The following is a 17424-nucleotide window of genomic DNA, read 5'->3' as shown; positions in this document are numbered from 1 at the left end:
CCCTCACCGCCGCCGTCAAATGAGAGACCGCATACGGCGGCGGCCCCGGACCACCCGGTCCGGGGCCGCCGTCACGCCGTCCTACTTGCGCTTGCGGATCTCCTCGGCGGCCTGCGGTACCACCTTGAACAGGTCGCCCACCACGCCGAAGTCGGCCAGCTCGAAGATCGGCGCCTCCGGGTCCTTGTTGACCGCGACGATCGTCTTGCTGGTCTGCATGCCGGCCCGGTGCTGGATCGCGCCGGAGATGCCGACCGCGACGTACAGCTGCGGGGAGACGGTCTTGCCGGTCTGCCCGACCTGGAACTGGTGCGGGTAGAAGCCGGAGTCGGTGGCCGCGCGGGACGCGCCGACCGCGCCGCCGAGCAGGTCGGCCAGCTCCTCGACCACCTTGAAGTTGTCCGCGCTGCCCATGCCGCGGCCGCCAGAGACGACCACCGAGGCTTCGGTCAGCTCCGGCCGGGAACCCTTCTGCTCCACCACCCGGTCGACGACGGTGGTCAGCTTGTCCTTGTCGGTCAGAGCGATCTCGACCGCGGTCACCTCGGGCGTGGCCGGCGCGGGCGCCGGGGTCACCGAGTTCGGCCGTAGGGTGACCAGCGGCAGACCGCGAGTGACCTGCGACTTCACGATCGTGGAGCCGGCGAAGACCGCCTGGGTCGCGGTGCCGTCGGCGGCCAGGTCGACCACGTCGGTGAGCAGGCCATTATCCAGCTTGACCGCGAGCCGCCCGGCGATCTCCTTGCCCTCCTGCGTCGAGGGCAGCAGGACCGCGGCCGGCGACACCTGGCCGACCAGGGCCGCGAGCACGGTGGCCTTCGGCGCCACCAGGTAGCCGGTCAGGTCCGCGTGCTCCGCGGCGTAGATCTTCGCGGCGCCGTACTCGCCGAGCTTCGCCGACAGGCTTTCCGCGGTGCCCGGGTCGCCGAACACGACGGCGGCCGGCTCGCCCAGGTTTCGGGCGAGGGTGAGCAGTTCCAGGGTCACCTTCTTGGGCGCCCCGGCGGAGTGCTCCACGACAACGAGAACTTCAGCCATGATGACCCGACCTCACACGAACTTCTCGGACGCGAGGAACTCGACCAGCTTCACGCCGCCGTCGCCCTCGTCAGTGACCTTGGTGCCGCCCTGCCGCGGCGGCCGCTTGCCGGCCTCCACCACCGCGCTGCTCGCCCCGGACAGCCCCACCTCGTCGGCGGCGATTCCGAGGTCGGCCAGGCTCAGCGTCTCGACCGGCTTCTTCTTCGCGGCCATGATGCCCTTGAACGACGGGTACCGCGGCTCGTTGATGGTGTCCCAGACCGAGACGACGGCGGGCGTGGCGGCGGTGACCACCTCGTAGCCCTCGTCGGTCTGCCGCTCGACGGTCAGCGTCGCGCCGTCGACGACGAGCTTGCGCGCGCCGGTCAGCGCGGCGATGCCCAGCCGCTCCGCGATCATGTGCGGGATCACCTGAACCCGGCCGTCGGTGGACTCGGCACCGGAGATGACCAGGTCCGGAGACAGCCGCCCGATCGCCGCCGCGAGCACCTTCGAGGTGGCCAGCGCGCAGGAGCCGTGCAGCGCGTCGTCCACGACGTGCATCGCCTTGTCCGGCCCCATCGACAGCGCCTTGCGGATCGACTCGGCGGCCTGCTGCGGGCCGACGGTCAGTACCGTCACCTCGCCGCCGTGCGCCTCCTGGATCTTGAGCGCTTCCTCGATGGCGTACTCATCCATCTCGTTGATCACGTTGTTCGCCGACCCCCGGTCGACGGTCTTGTCGTCAGCGCTCAGGCCACGCTCCGATCCAGAGTCGGGCACCTGCTTGACGAGTACGACGATATTCATCGCGCTTCGATGACCTCCTGTTGAGCGAGCGGTACCTGGAGCGTTCCGCGTGCCGCCGGACGGGTCAACCTGGCTCGCTGTGCGGTTGCCCACGCCACATGTTACCCGCTAGTAGGTTGTGGCTCCTCGCCGGATCCCGTGACCGAAGTCACCTGCCGGGCGAGGTCACGCCCGGCTCGGTAGCGTCACATTCGTGCCTGCCGTAGTTCAGCTGTTGCTCGTGGCGCTCGCCGGCCTGGCGATGCTCGCCGCGATCGAGGTGCTGCACTTCGTACTCGTCCGGCTCGGCCGGCGGATCGGCCCACTCGCCGACCTGGCCCGGCGAGCGCACCGGCCGTTCCAGATCCTGCTGCTGATGCTCACCCTCGACATCGGGCTGCGGCACACCAGCCTGGACGGTGGCTGGCGCAACGGCGTCGCGCACCTGCTGGACATCCTCGCCATCGCGGCCGGCGCCTGGTTGCTGGCCACCATGCTGCTGCTCGTCGAGGACGCCGCGCTGTCCCGGTTCCGCACCGATGTGCTGGACAACCGGTCCGCGCGAACCGTGCACACGCAGATCCAGCTGCTGCGCCGGATCACTGTGGCGGCATCCGTGGTCGCGGCGATCATCATCAGCCTGTTCACGTTCCGCGAGGCCCGGCTCGTCGGCACCAGCCTGCTCGCCTCGGCCGGCGTGGTGGCCGCGGTGGTCGCGTTCGCGGCCCAGGCGCTGCTGGGCAACGTGTTCGCCGGCCTCCAGCTCGCATTCGGCGAGGCGCTGCGGCTGGAGGACGTCGTGGTGATCGACGGCCAGTGGGGGCGGGTCGAGGAGATCACGCTGACCTACGTGGTCGTGCACATCTGGGACGACCGCCGGCTGGTGCTGCCGACCTCGTACTTCACCACGACGCCGTTCGAGAACTGGACCCGTACCCAGGCGTCCCTGCTGGGTACGGTCGAGCTGGACCTCGACTGGTCGGTACCGGTCGAGCAGCTGCGCGACCACCTGCGGGTGATCCTCACCGAGAACGAGGAGCTGTGGGACGGGCGGGTCTGCGTCCTCCAGGTCACCGACGCGGTACACGCCCTGGTGCGGGTACGCGCCCTGGTCAGCGCACGGGACGCGCCGACCCTGTGGGACCTGCGCTGCCTGACACGCGAACGGCTGGTCGGCTGGCTGCGCGCGGAGTACCCGCAGTCCCTGCCCCGGCTGCGTACCGAGATGGCCGCCCCGGCCGCCCAACCGCCCGCCGAGCAACCCCCGGCCGGCGGTGGACCGGACGCGGACTCCCAGGTCTTCGGCGGTGACCCGGCCGGGCGGCGGCGGGGTAACGAGTTCACCGGCCCGGACGACCGCAGATAATGATCCGGTGATCTTTCGTACCGTCCGGCAATGGTTCGATCCGCGAGAGGTTCGGTCGGAGGGTACCCGCCCGGATTACCGGTACTCGCTGGCCAACGAGCGGACCTTCCTCGCCTGGATCCGCACCGGCCTGGCGCTGATCGGCGGGGGGCTGGCCGTGGCCGGGTTCCTGCCCCAGCTGCGGGTGACCCACCTGCGGGAGGGGATCGCGGTGGTGCTGCTCGTGCTGGGCGGTGCGATCGGGTTGCACGCCGTCGACCACTGGGCGCGTTCGGAACGCGCCATGCGACTGGACCAGCCGCTGCCGCCGTCGCGGTTCCCGGCCGTGCTGGCCATCGCGCTGGCGCTCGGCGCCCTGCTGCTGGTACTCATCCTCGCGGTCGGCGGGATGCGCGAATGACGCACACTCCCCCGCTCGACGGCGAGGGCGACGAAGATCCGGACGCGCCGCCCGGTACCGCCCGGCTGCGCACCCGGCTGTCCTGGCGGCGCACCGCCCTGTCGGCTACCGGCGTCATGCTGCTCACCCTGAAGACGGCACTGATTCAGCAGAACGTCGCGGGCCGTGCGCTGATCATCGCGGTTGCCGCGCTCGGCTGGCTCGGCCTGCTGGCCATCTGCCGGAAGCGGATCGCCGCCATGACCGGTACCCCGCCCGCGCCGGCCGGTTGGTCTCCGGCCGGGATGGCGTTGGGAATCGCCGGTTTCGCGGTACTCGGCATCGCCGCGGCCGTACTACCTTGATGCCATGGGTCGACTTCTCCCCCTGCTCGCCCTCGCCGATCTCGCGCTGATGGTGGTCGCGCTGATCGACTGCCTGTCGGCCGAGGAGTTCGAGATCCGCGCTCTGCCCCGGATCGCCTGGGTATTCATCATCCTGCTGTTCTCCCCGGTCGGCGGCATCGCCTGGTTCGTGGCCGGACGGCCGGACCGGACGGCCGCCGCGGCCGGCCCGCCCCGGGAGCGGGGCTGGCAGCCGGGCGGCGGCTTCCCGGAGCCGGAGCGTCCACCGCGCGACCTCGCTCCGGACGACGACCCGGAGTTCCTGCGCCAGCTCGACGCACGCAACCGCCAGGAGGACGCGGACCGGCTGCGCGCCTGGGAGGCGGACCTGCGCCGCCGCGAGCGGGAGCTCCGCCAGCGGCAGGAGCGTCCCGCCGAGGAGCCGCCGGCCGACCCGAAGGGGTAGCGCGGACCGGTCAGCTCTCCGCGATTCCACCGTTGCGGGCGACCGGCTTCGGCCGCCCGGGGCCTATGCGAGGTTGGAGGAGCGGGGGTACGCGTCGGCCGGATCGGTGATGACGTTCACCAGGTACGGAACCGAGGCGTCGAAGGCCCGGGTCAGCGCCGGCCCGAGGTCGTCCGCCGAGGTGACCGTCTCACCGGCACCGCCCAGCGCCCGCACCACGTCGTCGTACCGCAGCCCTGGCTGGAGGTCGGCGGCCACGTCGTACCCGTACATCGCCTGCATCGGGTGCTTCTCCAGCCCCCAGATGCCGTTGTTGCCGACCACGATCACGACGGGCAACTTGTGCCGCACCAACGACTCGACGTCCATCAGCGAGAATCCGGCGGCGCCGTCGCCCATGAGTACGCAGACCTGCCGGTCCGGGTAGCTGACCCGGGCGCCCAGCGCGTATCCCATGCCGGTGCCCAGGCACCCGTACGGCCCCGGGTCCAGCCAGCTGCCCGGTGTGGTGGGCTCCAGGTATTTGCCGGCGTACGACACGAAGTCCCCGCCGTCGCCGATGGTCACCGCGTCCTCGGCCAGTACCTTGCGCAACTCGCCGTACACCCGCGCCGGCCGGATCGGGTCGCTGTCGGCCGCCATCGCCTCGGCGTCCTTCGCCCGGGCCTTGTCCTCGGCCTGCCGCAGCGAGTCGATCCAGTCGCCGTGGTCCTCGCGGGCGCCGGTGTGCTCGGCCAGCGCGGTCAGGATCAGCCGCAGGTCGCCGGCCGGGGAGGCGGCCGGCGTCAGGTGCGTGGCCCGCTGCCCGGGGGCGTCGACGATGTGCACCACGGAGGCGTCGCCGAAGTCCCCGAAGCCGAGCCGGAAGTCCAGCGGGGTGCCGATGACCACCACCACGTCGGCGCCGCCGAGGGCGACCCGGCGCGCCTTGGCGAAGGCGAGCGGGTGCCCGCCAGGCAGCGCGCCCCGGCCCATCCCGTTGGTGAAGACCGGTACCCGCAGCGCCTCGGCCGCGGCGCGCAGCGGCTCGATCGCGTCGCCGGCGTACACGTCCGAACCGGCGATGATGACCGGCCTGGCCGCGCCGGCGATCAGCGCCGCCGCCTTCGCCACGTCCTCCGGATCGGGTTCGATGACCGGAACCGACGGTGTCGCGACCTCGCCCTCACCGGCGCCGAAGATGACCTCCAGCGGGAAGTCGAGGAACACCGGACCGCGGTGCGCGGTCAGCGCCGTGGTGACCGCGCCCTGCACCGCCGCGACGATCTCGTCGCTGTCGAAGACGGTCACCGCCTGCTTGGTCACTGGCGCGACCAGCGGGAGGTGGTCCATCTCCTGGAGGCTGCCCGAGCCCCACCGGAACGCGGGCGCCCGGCCGCCGAGCACGACCACCGGGGCGGCGTTGAAGAACGCACTGGTCAGGCCCGAGATGCCGTTGGTGACGCCGGGGCCGGCGGTGAGCACCGCGAGGCCGGGCGTGCGGCGCAGCTTGGCGACCGCCTCGGCGGCGAAGACCGCGGACTGCTCGTGGCGGACGTCGACGATGCGCACGCCGGCCTTGTGCGCCGCGTCGTACAGGGGGAAGACGTGCCCGCCGGACAGGGTGAACATCTCGGTGACCCCGTGCGCGCGCAGTGCCGCGAGGGCAAGCTCGCCGCCGTGCCCGTCGATCTTCTCAGTCATTCCCGCATCCTACCGACGAGTAACAACGGCTTCCACCCGCTCAACGACCGGTGAAGTCCGGCTTCCGCTTCTCCACGAACGCCGCCATGCCCTCACGCCGGTCCTCCGTCGCGAACAGTGCCGCGAACTGCTGCGACTCCCAGGCGAGGCCGGAGGCCAGGTCCATGGACAGGCCGCCGTCCACGGCCAGTTTCGCGGCCCGCAGAGCCTGGGCCGGACCGCCGACGTACCGGCGCACCAGCGCCACCGCCGCCGAATACACCTCGTCCGCCGCCGGTACCACGTGATCGACCAGGCCCATCGCGAGCGCCTCCGCGGCGTCCACCATCCGGCCGGACATCACCAGGTCCTTGGCCTTGGCCGGACCGACCAGCCGGGCCAGGCGCTGGGTGCCACCGGCGCCCGGGATGATGCCGAGGTTGATCTCGGGCTGGCCCAGCTTGGCGTCGGCCGCGGCCACCCGCCAGTCGCAAGCCAGCGCCAGCTCGCAGCCGCCGCCCAGCGCGTATCCGGTGATCGCGGCGACCACCGGCTTGGGGATCCGGGCGATCGCGTCGAACGCCGAGGACAGCTGGGGGGCGCGGGCCGCCATGTCCACATAGGACATGGTGGCCATCTCCTTGATGTCCGCGCCCGCGGCGAAGACCTTCTCGCCGCCGTACACGACGATGGCCGCGATCGCGTCGTCCTCGGCCGCCGAGGCCGCCGCGGCGCGCAGTTCCTCCTGTACCTGCGCGTTCAACGCGTTCATCGGGGGCCGGTCCAACCGGATGGTGCCGATCCCGTCCTCGACCGTGAGCGCAACGACCACAGTGACCTCCTCGTCAAGCTGCCTGCCGGGAGCCTACGCTCAGCCAGAGGTTTGCCAGCAGGCTCAGGGCACGTCGCGGATCTCCCGGCCGAGAGGCAGCAGCGAGACCGGGATCAGCTTGAGGTTCGCCAGGCCGAGCGGGATTCCGATGATCGAGACGAACTGGACGATCGCGGTCATGAGGTGCCCCAGCGCGAGCCACCATCCGGCGACGATCAGCCAGATCACGTTGCCGATCGCGGACGGCACCCCGGCACCCTCACGCTGCACCACCTCGCGACCGAAGGGCCACAGCGCGTAGTTGGCCATCCGGAACGAGGCGATGCCGAACGGGATGGTGACGATCAGGACGAAGCAGATCAGCCCGGCGACCGCGTACCCGAGAGCCAGCAGGAGGCCGCCGAAGATCAGCCACAACACGTTGAGGATGAAGCGCATGGGTCAATCGTCACTCACCCGTGCCACCACCGTACGTAGCGGCGTACAGCTCGTCGATCGCCTGCCGGCCGGGCAGCCCGACCGAGGCGCCGAGCCGCCGTACCGAGCCGGCACCGGCCGCGCTGGCCCACCGTACGGCGTCGACGACGTCACGCCCCTCGCCCCAGGCCACCGCGAGTGCACCGGTGAACGCGTCACCCGCCCCGGTGGTGTCGACCGCGTCCACGACCGGCGCCGGTACGTGCTCCAGGACACCGTCGCGGTCGCCGTACCAGGCTCCGTCCGCTCCCCGGGTCAGCACCGCCCGGGGTACCGACTCCAGCAACGCGTCCACCAGTACCGCACCGTCCGGCGCATCCCCGGTGTCCACGTCCACCACCGGCAGATTGGTCAGCCCGGCCGCCTCGATGTGGTTGACCACCAGCAGGTCCACCGCCGCCAGCAACTCGTCCGGCAGCTCACGCACCGGCGTCGAGTTGAGCACCACCCGGGTGCCCGCCGCCCGTGCCGCCACCGCGGCCGCGGTGACCGTCTCGACCGGTACCTCCAGCTGGCACAGCAGCACGTCGGCCGCGGCGATCGCGTCGAGTTCCGGGGCGGTGAGGTCGACCAGTGTGGCGTTCGCGCCGGGCGCCACGACGATGGAGTTCTCCCCGCCGTCGTCGACCACGATCAGCGCCACGCCCGAGGCGCCGTACCGGATGCGCAGCAGCGACGTGTCCACCCCGGCGCCGGCCAGCCGGGCGCGCAGGGTCACGCCGAACGCGTCCGATCCGATCGCCCCGATCAGCGCGGTCGAGCCGCCGGCACGGCCGGCCGCGATCGCCTGGTTCGCGCCCTTGCCGCCGGCCACCTGCGTGAAGTCGTGACCCAGCACGGTCTCTCCCGGGCGCGGCAGGACCGGCGCGGTGACGACCAGGTCGATGTTCACGCTGCCGACGACGACCACCCGGGGCACAGTCATGCCGGGAGCGTACGCGGCCCGGGTCCGGACGCGACGGAGTATGTCCGGCCGCGGGCGAGGTGCGCGACGGGTCAGCTCGCCCGCGCGGTGAACCGCCCGTCCTCGTGCTCCAACCGAAGCGGCACGTCGAACGTCTTCGACAGGTTGTCGCTGGTCATCGTGGCCTCCAGCGGGCCGGCGGCGACCACACCGCCCTCGCGCAGCAGCAGGGCGTGAGTGAAGCCCGGCGGGATCTCCTCGACGTGGTGCGTGACCAGCACCATCGCCGGCGCGTCCGGGTCCGCGGCCAGTGCGGCCAGCCGCCGTACCAGGTCTTCCCGCCCGCCGAGGTCGAGCCCGGCCGCCGGCTCGTCGAGCAGCAGAAGCTCCGGGTCGGTCATCAGCGCACGCGCGATCTGAACCCGCTTGCGCTCGCCCTCGGACAGCGTGCCGTAGAGCCGTTCGGCGAGATCGGCGATGCCGACCTGGTGCAGCAGCGCCTTCGCGCGGGTGGTGTCCATCGGGTCGTACGACTCGCGGAACCGGCCGACCACCGACCAGGCTGCGGTCACCACCACGTTGAGCACGGTCTCGTCGCCGGGGATGCGGTCGTGCACGGCGACCGAGGCCAGCCCGATCCGGGTGCGCAGCTCGAACACGTCCACCCGGCCGAGCTGCTCGCCGAGCACGTGAGCCGTGCCGCGCGTCGGGTGCAGCCGGCCGGCGACCAGGCTGAGCAGGGTGGTCTTGCCGGCGCCGTTCGGGCCGAGCAGCACCCACCGCTCATCCGGCTCGACCTGCCAGTCGATGTCGCGGATCAGATCCTTGCCGCTGCGGGTGACGGTCGCCTTGTCGATGGAGATGACCAGATCAGCATCGTTGGACACGCCGCTATCCAACCACGGCCCCCGAAGTGACCCCCGTCACCGTGGGGTGTGGCGCCCCGCCCGCTCACTCGCCGACGGTCGACCCGAACACCTCGTCCCGCGCCGATTCCAGCGCGGTCAGCAGGGCACCGAGCAGTACCGGCTCCTCCGGCCCCTCGGACACCACCACCCGCGGCGACACCGGCGCGATCGCCGCCACCTCGTGCTGTACCCGCTGGGCCAACGCCATGCCGCCGGCCTGCCCGATCTCGCCGGCCAGCACCACGACGGCCGGGTCGAGTACGACACAGGAGGCGGCCAGGCCGAGCGACAGGCGCCGGGCCAGCTCGTCGAGCACCGGCCCGCCCGTGGTGCCCGCCTCCACCGCGGCGCGTACCGCATCCCACGCGGTACCGGCCCGGAACCCGTGCTCCCGCGCCACGGCACGTACCGCCTCGCCCTGCGCCAACTCCTTGAACCCGCCCTTGGACCGGCGCGCGACGTCCCGGGGTACCGGCGCGCCGACCACCGGCGCGTACCCGATCTCCCCGGCCGCGCCGCTGACGCCCCGGTGCAGCCGGCCGTTCAGCATCACCGCCATGCCGACGCCGCGACCGAGCCAGAGCAGGATGAAGTCCTCGACGCCCCGGGCCGAGCCGAAGTGCGCCTCGGCCACCGCCGCGAGATTCACGTCGTTTTCGAACACGACCGGCCGCTTGAGGTCCTCGCGCAACGCGGCGAGCAACCCGCGCTGCCAGCGGGGCAGGTCGAACGCGAAGGACAGGTCCCCGGTCGCCGGGTCCACCAGGCCGGGCGTGCCCAGCACCACCCGGCGTACCCGGCTGATCGGAGCCTTGGCGCTGCGCGCCGCCTCGATCACGGCGTTGTGCACGACGCCCACCGGGTCGTCGGTGTCATGGGTCGACTGCTGAACCCGGCTCACCACGGTTCCGGTGACGTCCGCGCACGCGGCCACGGCGTGCTCCGGACCGATTTCCACACCGACCACGAACGCGCTGGTCGGGACGACGGCGTACAGCGCGGCGTTGGGCCCCCGGCCGCCGGCCTGCTCGCCGACCCGGGACACCAGGCCGCGCTCCTCCAGCCGTTCCACCAGTTGGGACGCGGTGACCTTGGACAGGCCGGTGAGCTCGCCGAGCTGTGCCCGGGTCAGCGGACCCCTCTCCAGCAGCAGCTCAAGGGCGGCGCGGTCGTTGATCGCCCGCAGCAGCCGGGGTGTACCCGGTAGGCGGGTTGAGCTCATCGGGACGCTACCTTTATCATTTAGGAAACTTTCCTAATATTATAGACCAGCAGGAATACAGTTCAGCGTACGGTCAAGCCGCCTCTGGCGGCGTCCCACGACCCGCTGCAAGATTCCTGCATCACAAGTGGCCGACCGCGCACCGGAGCGGCCAGAGGGCAACCAGCCGCCAGGCCCGCCTGGCTTATGGACGGGCCGGTCAAGCGGCCGGGGAGAGGGGATTCAGGGTGGCGATCGATCCAGGGCTGCGGAGGCTCATCCTGCCAACGCTGCTTCCAGCGTTTCCCGGACTGACCGCTCCACAGTGGGCGGTCGACCTCGTGGCCGAGGGCCTGGGTGGGTACGTCGTCTTCTACTACAACATCGCCGATACCGGGCAGCTCAGGGCACTCACCGGAAGCCTGCGCGAGGTCCGGCCGGACGTGCTGCTCTCGCTCGACGAGGAGGGCGGCGACGTCACCCGGCTCGGCCACCTGACCGGCAGCCCGTACCCGGGCAACGCGGCGCTCGGCGCGATCGACGACCTCGGGCTGACCGAACGGATCTACCGGGCGATCGGGGCGGACCTGCGCGCCACCGGGTTCAACCTGGACCTCGCGCCGACCGTGGACGTGAACACCGCGGACGACAACCCGATCATCGGTACCCGGTCGTTCGGCACCGACCCGGCCCGGGTGTCCGCGCACGCCGCCGCCGCCATCGCCGGCCTCCAGTCGGCCGGTGTCGCGGCGTGCGCCAAGCACTTCCCCGGCCACGGTGCCACGCACACGGACTCGCACCTGGAGATGCCGACCGTGGACGTACCGATGGGGCTGCTGCGCGAGCGCGACCTGGCGCCGTTCGCTGCCGCGATCGAGGCCGGCGCCCGTTCGATCATGACCGCGCACATCCGGGTACCGGTGCTGACCGGCGACCTGCCGGCGACGTTCAGCCGCCCGGCGCTGGTCGACCTGCTGCGCGGCGAACTGGGCTTCACCGGCGTGATCGTCAGCGACGCGCTGGACATGCGCGGGGCGGCCGGGATCGCCGGCAGCACCGCGAAGGCGGCACCCCGCGCGCTGGCCGCCGGGGTCGACCTGCTGTGCCTGGCCGGGCAGTGCGACCAGGATCTGGTCGAGGAGACGATCGCCGAGATCACTGTCGCGGTGGACGCCGGCTGGCTGCCGGTGGCGCGGATCGAGGAGGCCGCCGGCCGGGTCGCCGACCTGTCGGCGTGGAGCATCGCCGCCGCCCGGGCCGAGGACGCCGCCGACGACGGCATCGGGTACCCGGCCGCCCAGCGCGCGGTACGGGTCGAGGGCTCCCTGATCGGGCTGGACTCGCCGCTGGTCGTGCAGATGGTCGACGCCGAGCTGAACATCGCCGCCGGCCGGGTGCCCTGGGGCCTCGGCCCGCACATCAACGGCACGCAGCAGCTTCAGGTCGCCATCCAGAGCGCGTCACCGGAGCAGGTGCGCGCCTTGGCCGGTACCCGCCCGATCGTGGTGGTCGGTCGCAACCTGCACCGGCAGCCGGCCGCGGCGGCGCTCATCGAGGCGCTGGCGCCGACGAACCCGGTCGTCGCGGTGGAGATGGGCTGGCCGTCGGCCTGGCGACCGGCCGGGGTGCGGGCGTTCGTCACCACGTTCGGCGCGAGCCGGGCCAACGGCTGGGCCGCGGCGTCCGCCCTGGGGTTGACCGGCTGAGCGTCCCATCACGAACAGGCCCCGTGTCCTCCCCCTGACGGGGGCGGGGAGGACACGGGGCCGCACCACGTGTGGCGCGGGCGCTCAGGCGCCCGCGGTCCGTACCAGCGTGCGGATCTGGCGCAGCAGCACCGACAGCGCGGCCAGGTCGCCGCTCGCCTCCTGGAACTCGCTCATCGCGTTGCGGGCCCGGTTGATCGCCGCGGAGTTCGCCTGCTCCCAGGCGGTGACCCGGTCCTGCGCCGAGTGCTCCGCCTCGGTCGAGGCGAGCACCTCCGAGGTCAGCGCGGCCAGCGCGGCGTACAGGTCGTAGCGCAGCGCCATCCGGGCCAGCGTCTGCCACCGGTCGTCGCGCGGCAGCAGCGAGATCTTCGACAGCAGCTCGTCGACCTGGAACTTCTCCGACAGGACGAAGTAGATCGCGGCCACCTCGGACAGGTCCCGCCCGATGCCGTCCGCCGTCGACACGATGTCCAGCAGGCCGAACCCGTACATGACGCCGGTGATGCGCTCGGCCAGATCGGCCGGGACCTTCAGGCCGGTGAGCTTGTCCACATTGGCCCGCAGCGACGCGCGCTCCTGACCGTGGAACAGCTCGCCGAGCTGAGGCAGCAGGCGCTGGATGCCGGGGCGCAGCCGGGCGATCTCCTCCGCCACGTCCAGCGGTGCCCGGCGGTTGGTGACCAGCCAGCGCACGGCCCGGTCGGTGAGCCGGCGGATCTCCAGGTAGAGCTTGGTCTGCGTCTCGACCGGTACCCGGTTGTCCAGCGTCTCCACGGCCTGCCACAGCTCGCCCAGCCCGTACACGTCGCGGACGACCACGAACGCGCGGATCACGTCGGCCGGCGAGACACCGGTCTCCTCGACGACCCGGTACACGAACGTGATGCCGCCGTGGTTGACGGTCTGGTTCACGAGCTGGGTGGTGACGATCTCGCGGTGCAGGGCGTGGCCCGGCATCAGCGACTCGTACCGCTCCCGCAGTGGCTTCGGGAAGTAGTCCACGAGGGTCTCGTGGGTCCACTCCTCGTCCGGCAGCGACGAGGAGCCGATCTCGTCCTCCAGCGCGATCTTCACGTAGGACAGCAGGACGGCGAACTCCGGCGAGGTCAGCCCGGTGCCGGCGGTGAACCGCGCGGCCAGCTCGTCGTCGCCGGGCATGGCCTCCAGCGCCCGGTCCAGCCGCCCGTCCTTGTCCAGGTCGCTGATCAGCCGGCGGTGCACCGGCAGCAGCGAGTGGGCCTGCGCCCGGGCGTTGCCCAGCGCCGTGGCCTGGTCGTAGTTGTCCCGCAGCACCAGTTGGGCGACCTCGTCGGTCATCTCCATCAGCAGCGCGTCGCGCTCCGAGTTCGGCAGCGAGGCGTCGGCCAGCAGGATCTTGAAGTTCACCTCGTGGTCGGAGGTGTCGACGCCGGCCGAGTTGTCGATGAAGTCGGTGCAGATCCGGCCGCCGCCGATCGCGTACTCGATCCGGCCGCGCTGGGTCAGGCCGAGGTTGCCGCCCTCGCCGACCACCTTCGCGCGCAGCTGCGCGCCGTTGACCCGGATCGCGTCGTTGGCCTTGTCACCGACGTCCGCGTGCGACTCGCTGGTCGACTTGACGTAGGTGCCGATGCCGCCGTTCCACAGCAGGTCGACCGAGGCCAGCAGGATCGCCTTCATCAGGTCGCTGGGTGCCAGCGCGGTCACCGACTCCTTCAGACCGAGCGCGGCGCGGACCTGCGGGGAGATCGGGATCGACTTCGCGGTACGCGGGAACACCCCGCCGCCCTCGGAGATCAGAGACGTGTCGTAGTCGGCCCACGATGAGCGGGGCAGGTCGAACAGCCGCCGGCGCTCGGCGAACGAGGTCGCCGCGTCCGGAGTCGGGTCCAGGAAGATGTGCCGGTGGTCGAACGCGGCCAGCAGCCGGATGTGCTCGGACAGCAGCATCCCGTTGCCGAACACGTCGCCGGACATGTCACCGACCCCGACGACCGTGAAGTCCTGGCTCTGGGTGTCCACGTCCAGCTCGCGGAAGTGCCGCTTGACCGACTCCCACGCACCCCTGGCGGTGATGCCCATCTTCTTGTGGTCGTATCCGGCGGAGCCGCCGGAGGCGAACGCGTCACCGAGCCAGAACCCGTACGCCAGCGAGATCTCGTTGGCCGTGTCGGAGAACGTGGCGGTGCCCTTGTCGGCCGCGACCACCAGGTACGGGTCGTCGCCGTCGTGGCGCACCACCTCGCGCGGCGGCACGATCGCGCCGCCGACCAGGTTGTCGGTCACGTCGAGCAGGGCACTGATGAACAGCTTGTAGCAGTTGACGCCCTCGGCGAGGAATCCGTCGCGATCCGCCGGGGCCTGCTTGAGCACGAAGCCGCCCTTCGCGCCCACCGGTACGATCACCGCGTTCTTGACCATCTGCGCCTTGACCAGGCCAAGGATCTCGGTGCGGAAGTCGTCGCGCCGGTCGGACCAGCGCAGGCCGCCCCGCGCCACCGGGCCGAACCGCAGGTGCACGCCCTCGAACCGGGGCGAGTAGACCCAGATCTCGTACCGCGGCCGGGGCGCCGGCAACTCCGGGATCGCCCGCGGCTCCAGCTTGAAGGCCACGTACGACTTCGGCCGACCGTCCGCGCCCCGCTGGAAGAAGCTGGTGCGCAGGGTGGCCTGGATCAGCGTCAGGTACGAGCGCAGGATCCGGTCCTGGTCCAGGCTCGCCACCCCGTCCAACTGCCGACCGATCGCGGTCACCAGCTCCTTGGACTGCAGCGACCGATCTTCCTCGGAAAGCGCGAGGGTCGGCGAGAACCGGGTCTCGAACAGCGCCACCAGCAGCGCCGCGATGCCCGGGTTGCTAATCAGCGTGTATTCCATCGACTCCTGCGAGTAGACCGCGCCGGCCTGGCGCAGGTACTTCGCGTAGGCCCGCAGGATCACCACCTGGCGCCAGGTCAGCCCGGCCCGGACGACCAGTTCGTTGAACCCGTCGACCTCGGCCTCGCCCCGCCAGGTGGAGGAAAACGCATTCTCCATGTGCGACCGGATCTCCGGCAGCTCCCGGGCCTGTGGCGGCAGCACCAGCCCGAAGTCGTACAGGTAGATGGTGCCGTCGGCGCGCTCGACCTCGTACGGACGCTCGTCGGAGACCTTCACACCCAGCGAGTGCAGCACCGGCAGCACGGTGGACAGCATCATCGCCTCGCCGGCCCGGAACACCTTGAACCGGACGTTGCTGTCGTCCTTACGCCGCCGGAAGATGTGCGTGGCCAGCTCGCCCGGTTCGTCGAGTAGTTCCAGCTTCGCGATGTCCTGGACCGCCTCGTACGGATTGTGCTCGTCCTTGTACGCGTCCGGGAACGCCGGCGCGTAGCGCGGGAACAGCGTGCGGCACTGCTCCTCGCCGAGCTTGCGCTCCAGCAGCAGGCGGAAGTCGTCGTCCCAGTCCCGGGTCGCCTCGACCAGCAGCTCCTGAATCGCCGCGGCGTCGATGTCGACCGGCGGCGCGGCCGGGTCGGTGCGCACGATGAAGTGGATCCGGGCCAGCACCGACTCGCCCACCCGGGTGGCGTAGTCGATCCCGATGCCGTGCAGCTCACGCTGGAGGATGTTCTGGATGCGCAGCCGGTTTTCGGTGGTGAACCGGTCCCGGGGCATGAACACCAGGCAGGAGATGAACCGGCCGTACCCGTCCTGGCGGAGGAACAGCCGCAGCGCGCGCCGCCCGGCCAGGCGCAGTACGCCCATGACCGTGTCGTACAGCTCGTCGGTGCGGATCTGGAACAGCTCGTCGCGCGGGTAGTCCTCCAGGATCGCCAGCAGGTCCTTGCCCGAGTGGCTGCGCGGCGACAGGCCCGACCGGTCCAGCACGGCGGCCACCTTGCGCTTGACCACCGGCAGCTCACGAACCGAGCCGAGGTACGCGGCCGACGAGAACAGCCCGAGGAAGCGCCGTTCTCCGACAACGTTGCCCTCGGCATCGAACGTCTTGAACCCGATGTAGTCCAGGTACGAGGAGCGGTGCACGGTGGATCGCGAGTTGGCCTTGGTGATCACCAACAGGCGCTTCTCCAGCACCTTCTCCTGCGCCTCCGGCGTCATGCTGGACAGCTCGCGGGGCGCGGTCTGGTCCTGCCGGAGGATGCCCAGGCCGGTGCCGAGCACCGCCTGCAGGCGCATCCGGCCCACCGCCGGCTCCCCGGTGCCGGCCTGTTCGGCGGTCGCGCCGGCCAGCCGGTACTCGCGGTACCCGAGGAACGTGAAATGCTCGTCGACCAGCCAACGCAGCAGCTCGATCGAGTCGGTGATGTCCCGCGGCGGTACCGGCAGCGAGGTGCTGGCCAGTTCGTCGGCGATGGCCAGTGCCCGGGAGCGCATTTTGGGCCAGTCTTCGACCGCCTCGCGCACGTCGGTCAGCACCCGCTGCAACTCGCGGCGCAGTTCGGCCCGGTCGACGTCGCCGCGTACCCGGTCGATGGACAGCCGCATCCAGCTCTCCACCAGGTCGCCGGCGATCGCGTCGTCCGCCTCGACGTCGGCGCACACCTCGATCAGCTTGCCGAGCGGCTCGCGGCGCACCACCACGAGCGGGTGAACCAGCAGGTGGACCGACAGGCCCCGGATGCTCAGCGCAGAAGTGACAGTGTCGACCAAAAAGGGCATATCGTCTGCGACGATCTCCAGGATCGTCAGCTCCTGGTCGGCGCTGTCGCCCACCCGGAGCTTCAACTCGCCCGGTACCCGCTGCTCCGCCAGCTCCCGGTGCGCCCTCGCGCCGGAGAGCATCTCCGCCGCCGTCAGCCCGACCATGTCCTCGTCCGGCGCGAACCGCCAGTACCGGCGCACCAGCCGGGCACTGTCCAGATCATCGCCGGCCAGCGCCACCGCCTCGGCGACCAACCGCTCCGCGTCCGGCAGCGGCTGATCCAACTCGGTGTCCTCGCCATCGTCACCGTCCGTAGCGGCGGCTTCGATCTCCTCGACGTCCTCCACGGCGTCCGGGTCGTCGGGGTCGATTTCGATGTCGCCGGGGGCGGTGCCGCCCCGGTAGGCCCGACGCCCGCCCCGACCGGTCGCGCCGGCCCGGGTGCGTTGGACCGCTATGTCCACATCGCCGCTTTCCCCGGTCGAATCGGCATCGGCGTTCTGGCCGGCTGTGCCGCCGGCACCGGAGCGTTGGTTGGCCGCGTCGACACCGGTCGCCGCACGATCCATGGGTTGCCACTCCCCTCGCCCACAACGCTGTGGGATCACTCTCATCTCCACCCTATGACTTCCCGCGCGGCGGGCCCATCCGCCCGGCGGGGTAGCCGCGCTCGCGCCCAGAGATTGTGACGTCTGCGACACAAGCGGATCACTCGACCCACCAAAGCCCGGGCTGCGGGCGTT

The 17424-nt window shown here is 71.4% G+C and carries 14 protein-coding genes; 5 read left to right on the top strand and 9 right to left on the bottom strand.

The window, feature by feature from the left end:
• Positions 1-81: 81 nt before the first annotated feature.
• On the bottom strand, positions 82-1038 hold the full coding sequence (locus Raf01_RS08555) for an electron transfer flavoprotein subunit alpha/FixB family protein (RefSeq protein WP_203917209.1): 957 nt from the start codon (positions 1036-1038) through the stop codon (positions 82-84).
• A 12-nt stretch (positions 1039-1050) separates the two neighbouring features.
• On the bottom strand, positions 1051-1830 hold the full coding sequence (locus tag Raf01_RS08550) for an electron transfer flavoprotein subunit beta/FixA family protein (protein WP_203917208.1): 780 nt from the start codon (positions 1828-1830) through the stop codon (positions 1051-1053).
• Positions 1831-2071: 241 nt separating this feature from the next.
• Between Raf01_RS08550 and Raf01_RS08545 the strand changes: the two genes are divergently transcribed.
• Genes Raf01_RS08545 through Raf01_RS08530 form a run of 4 tightly spaced genes read left to right on the top strand, consistent with a single transcriptional unit; the run spans position 2072 to position 4364 of the window.
• Positions 2072-3175 carry a mechanosensitive ion channel family protein gene (locus Raf01_RS08545; RefSeq protein WP_373319506.1) on the top strand — a complete coding sequence of 368 codons (1104 nt, stop codon included), beginning with the start codon at positions 2072-2074 and terminating at the stop codon, positions 3173-3175.
• Positions 3176-3185: 10 nt separating this feature from the next.
• The gene (locus tag Raf01_RS08540) at positions 3186-3575 is read left to right on the top strand and encodes a YidH family protein (protein WP_203917385.1); all 390 of its coding nucleotides are present in this window, start codon (positions 3186-3188) and stop codon (positions 3573-3575) included.
• Positions 3572-3919, top strand: coding sequence for a DUF202 domain-containing protein (locus Raf01_RS08535; RefSeq protein WP_203917206.1), 348 nt, complete (start codon positions 3572-3574; stop codon positions 3917-3919). Before Raf01_RS08540 ends, Raf01_RS08535 begins: the two co-directional genes overlap by 4 nt.
• Positions 3920-3923: 4 nt before the next feature.
• Positions 3924-4364, top strand: a complete 441-nt coding sequence (locus Raf01_RS08530) for a PLD nuclease N-terminal domain-containing protein (protein ID WP_203917205.1) — start codon at positions 3924-3926, stop codon at positions 4362-4364.
• 63 nt (positions 4365-4427) lie between these two features.
• Here the strand turns inward: Raf01_RS08530 and Raf01_RS08525 are convergent, their stop codons facing one another.
• The 6 genes from Raf01_RS08525 to Raf01_RS08500 all read right to left on the bottom strand — a co-directional run bounded on the left by Raf01_RS08525 (position 4428) and on the right by Raf01_RS08500 (position 10369).
• Positions 4428-6047 (bottom strand): acetolactate synthase, encoded by a 1620-nt coding sequence (locus Raf01_RS08525; RefSeq protein ID WP_203917204.1) that lies wholly within the window; start codon positions 6045-6047, stop codon positions 4428-4430.
• A 40-nt stretch (positions 6048-6087) separates the two neighbouring features.
• Positions 6088-6858, bottom strand: a complete 771-nt coding sequence (locus tag Raf01_RS08520; protein ID WP_203917203.1) for an enoyl-CoA hydratase/isomerase family protein — start codon at positions 6856-6858, stop codon at positions 6088-6090.
• A 63-nt stretch (positions 6859-6921) separates the two neighbouring features.
• Positions 6922-7296, bottom strand: a complete 375-nt coding sequence (locus Raf01_RS08515) for a YccF domain-containing protein (RefSeq protein ID WP_203917202.1) — start codon at positions 7294-7296, stop codon at positions 6922-6924.
• Between the two features lie 10 nt (positions 7297-7306).
• Positions 7307-8260, bottom strand: coding sequence for a ribokinase (locus Raf01_RS08510; RefSeq protein WP_203917201.1), 954 nt, complete (start codon positions 8258-8260; stop codon positions 7307-7309).
• Positions 8261-8331: 71 nt separating this feature from the next.
• The gene (locus Raf01_RS08505) at positions 8332-9126 is read right to left on the bottom strand and encodes an ABC transporter ATP-binding protein (RefSeq protein ID WP_239133463.1); all 795 of its coding nucleotides are present in this window, start codon (positions 9124-9126) and stop codon (positions 8332-8334) included.
• 64 nt (positions 9127-9190) lie between these two features.
• On the bottom strand, positions 9191-10369 hold the full coding sequence (locus Raf01_RS08500; protein WP_203917199.1) for an ROK family transcriptional regulator: 1179 nt from the start codon (positions 10367-10369) through the stop codon (positions 9191-9193).
• Positions 10370-10596: 227 nt separating this feature from the next.
• On the opposite strand from Raf01_RS08500, the gene Raf01_RS08495 reads away from it, so the two are divergent.
• Positions 10597-12054 (top strand): glycoside hydrolase family 3 N-terminal domain-containing protein, encoded by a 1458-nt coding sequence (locus tag Raf01_RS08495; RefSeq protein ID WP_203917198.1) that lies wholly within the window; start codon positions 10597-10599, stop codon positions 12052-12054.
• A gap of 84 nt (positions 12055-12138) precedes the next feature.
• Here Raf01_RS08495 and Raf01_RS08490 read toward each other — a convergent pair whose 3' ends face one another.
• Positions 12139-17250: an NAD-glutamate dehydrogenase gene (locus Raf01_RS08490; RefSeq protein ID WP_203917197.1), complete on the bottom strand. Its 5112-nt coding sequence runs from the start codon at positions 17248-17250 to the stop codon at positions 12139-12141.
• Between the last annotated feature and the right edge of the window lie 174 nt (positions 17251-17424).

It is taken from the genome of Rugosimonospora africana (assembly GCF_016862975.1).
Classification (GTDB): Bacteria; Actinomycetota; Actinomycetes; order Mycobacteriales; family Micromonosporaceae; genus Rugosimonospora; species Rugosimonospora africana.
Note: the sequence above shows the minus strand (reverse complement) of the source record. Positions and strands in the feature narration are given on the sequence as shown.

What these genes read in the sequence shown, in the direction of transcription:
- Raf01_RS08510 (WP_203917201.1), bottom strand. Translation starts at nt 8,260, where the DNA reads ATGACTGTGCCCCGGGTGGTCGTCGTCGGCAGCGTGAACATCGACCTG.
- Raf01_RS08555 (WP_203917209.1), bottom strand. Translation starts at nt 1,038, where the DNA reads ATGGCTGAAGTTCTCGTTGTCGTGGAGCACTCCGCCGGGGCGCCCAAG.
- Raf01_RS08535 (WP_203917206.1), top strand. Translation starts at nt 3,572, where the DNA reads ATGACGCACACTCCCCCGCTCGACGGCGAGGGCGACGAAGATCCGGAC.
- Raf01_RS08530 (WP_203917205.1), top strand. Translation starts at nt 3,924, where the DNA reads ATGGGTCGACTTCTCCCCCTGCTCGCCCTCGCCGATCTCGCGCTGATG.
- Raf01_RS08490 (WP_203917197.1), bottom strand. Translation starts at nt 17,250, where the DNA reads ATGGATCGTGCGGCGACCGGTGTCGACGCGGCCAACCAACGCTCCGGT.
- Raf01_RS08545 (WP_373319506.1), top strand. Translation starts at nt 2,072, where the DNA reads ATGCTCGCCGCGATCGAGGTGCTGCACTTCGTACTCGTCCGGCTCGGC.
- Raf01_RS08525 (WP_203917204.1), bottom strand. Translation starts at nt 6,047, where the DNA reads ATGACTGAGAAGATCGACGGGCACGGCGGCGAGCTTGCCCTCGCGGCA.
- Raf01_RS08515 (WP_203917202.1), bottom strand. Translation starts at nt 7,296, where the DNA reads ATGCGCTTCATCCTCAACGTGTTGTGGCTGATCTTCGGCGGCCTCCTG.
- Raf01_RS08500 (WP_203917199.1), bottom strand. Translation starts at nt 10,369, where the DNA reads ATGAGCTCAACCCGCCTACCGGGTACACCCCGGCTGCTGCGGGCGATC.
- Raf01_RS08550 (WP_203917208.1), bottom strand. Translation starts at nt 1,830, where the DNA reads ATGAATATCGTCGTACTCGTCAAGCAGGTGCCCGACTCTGGATCGGAG.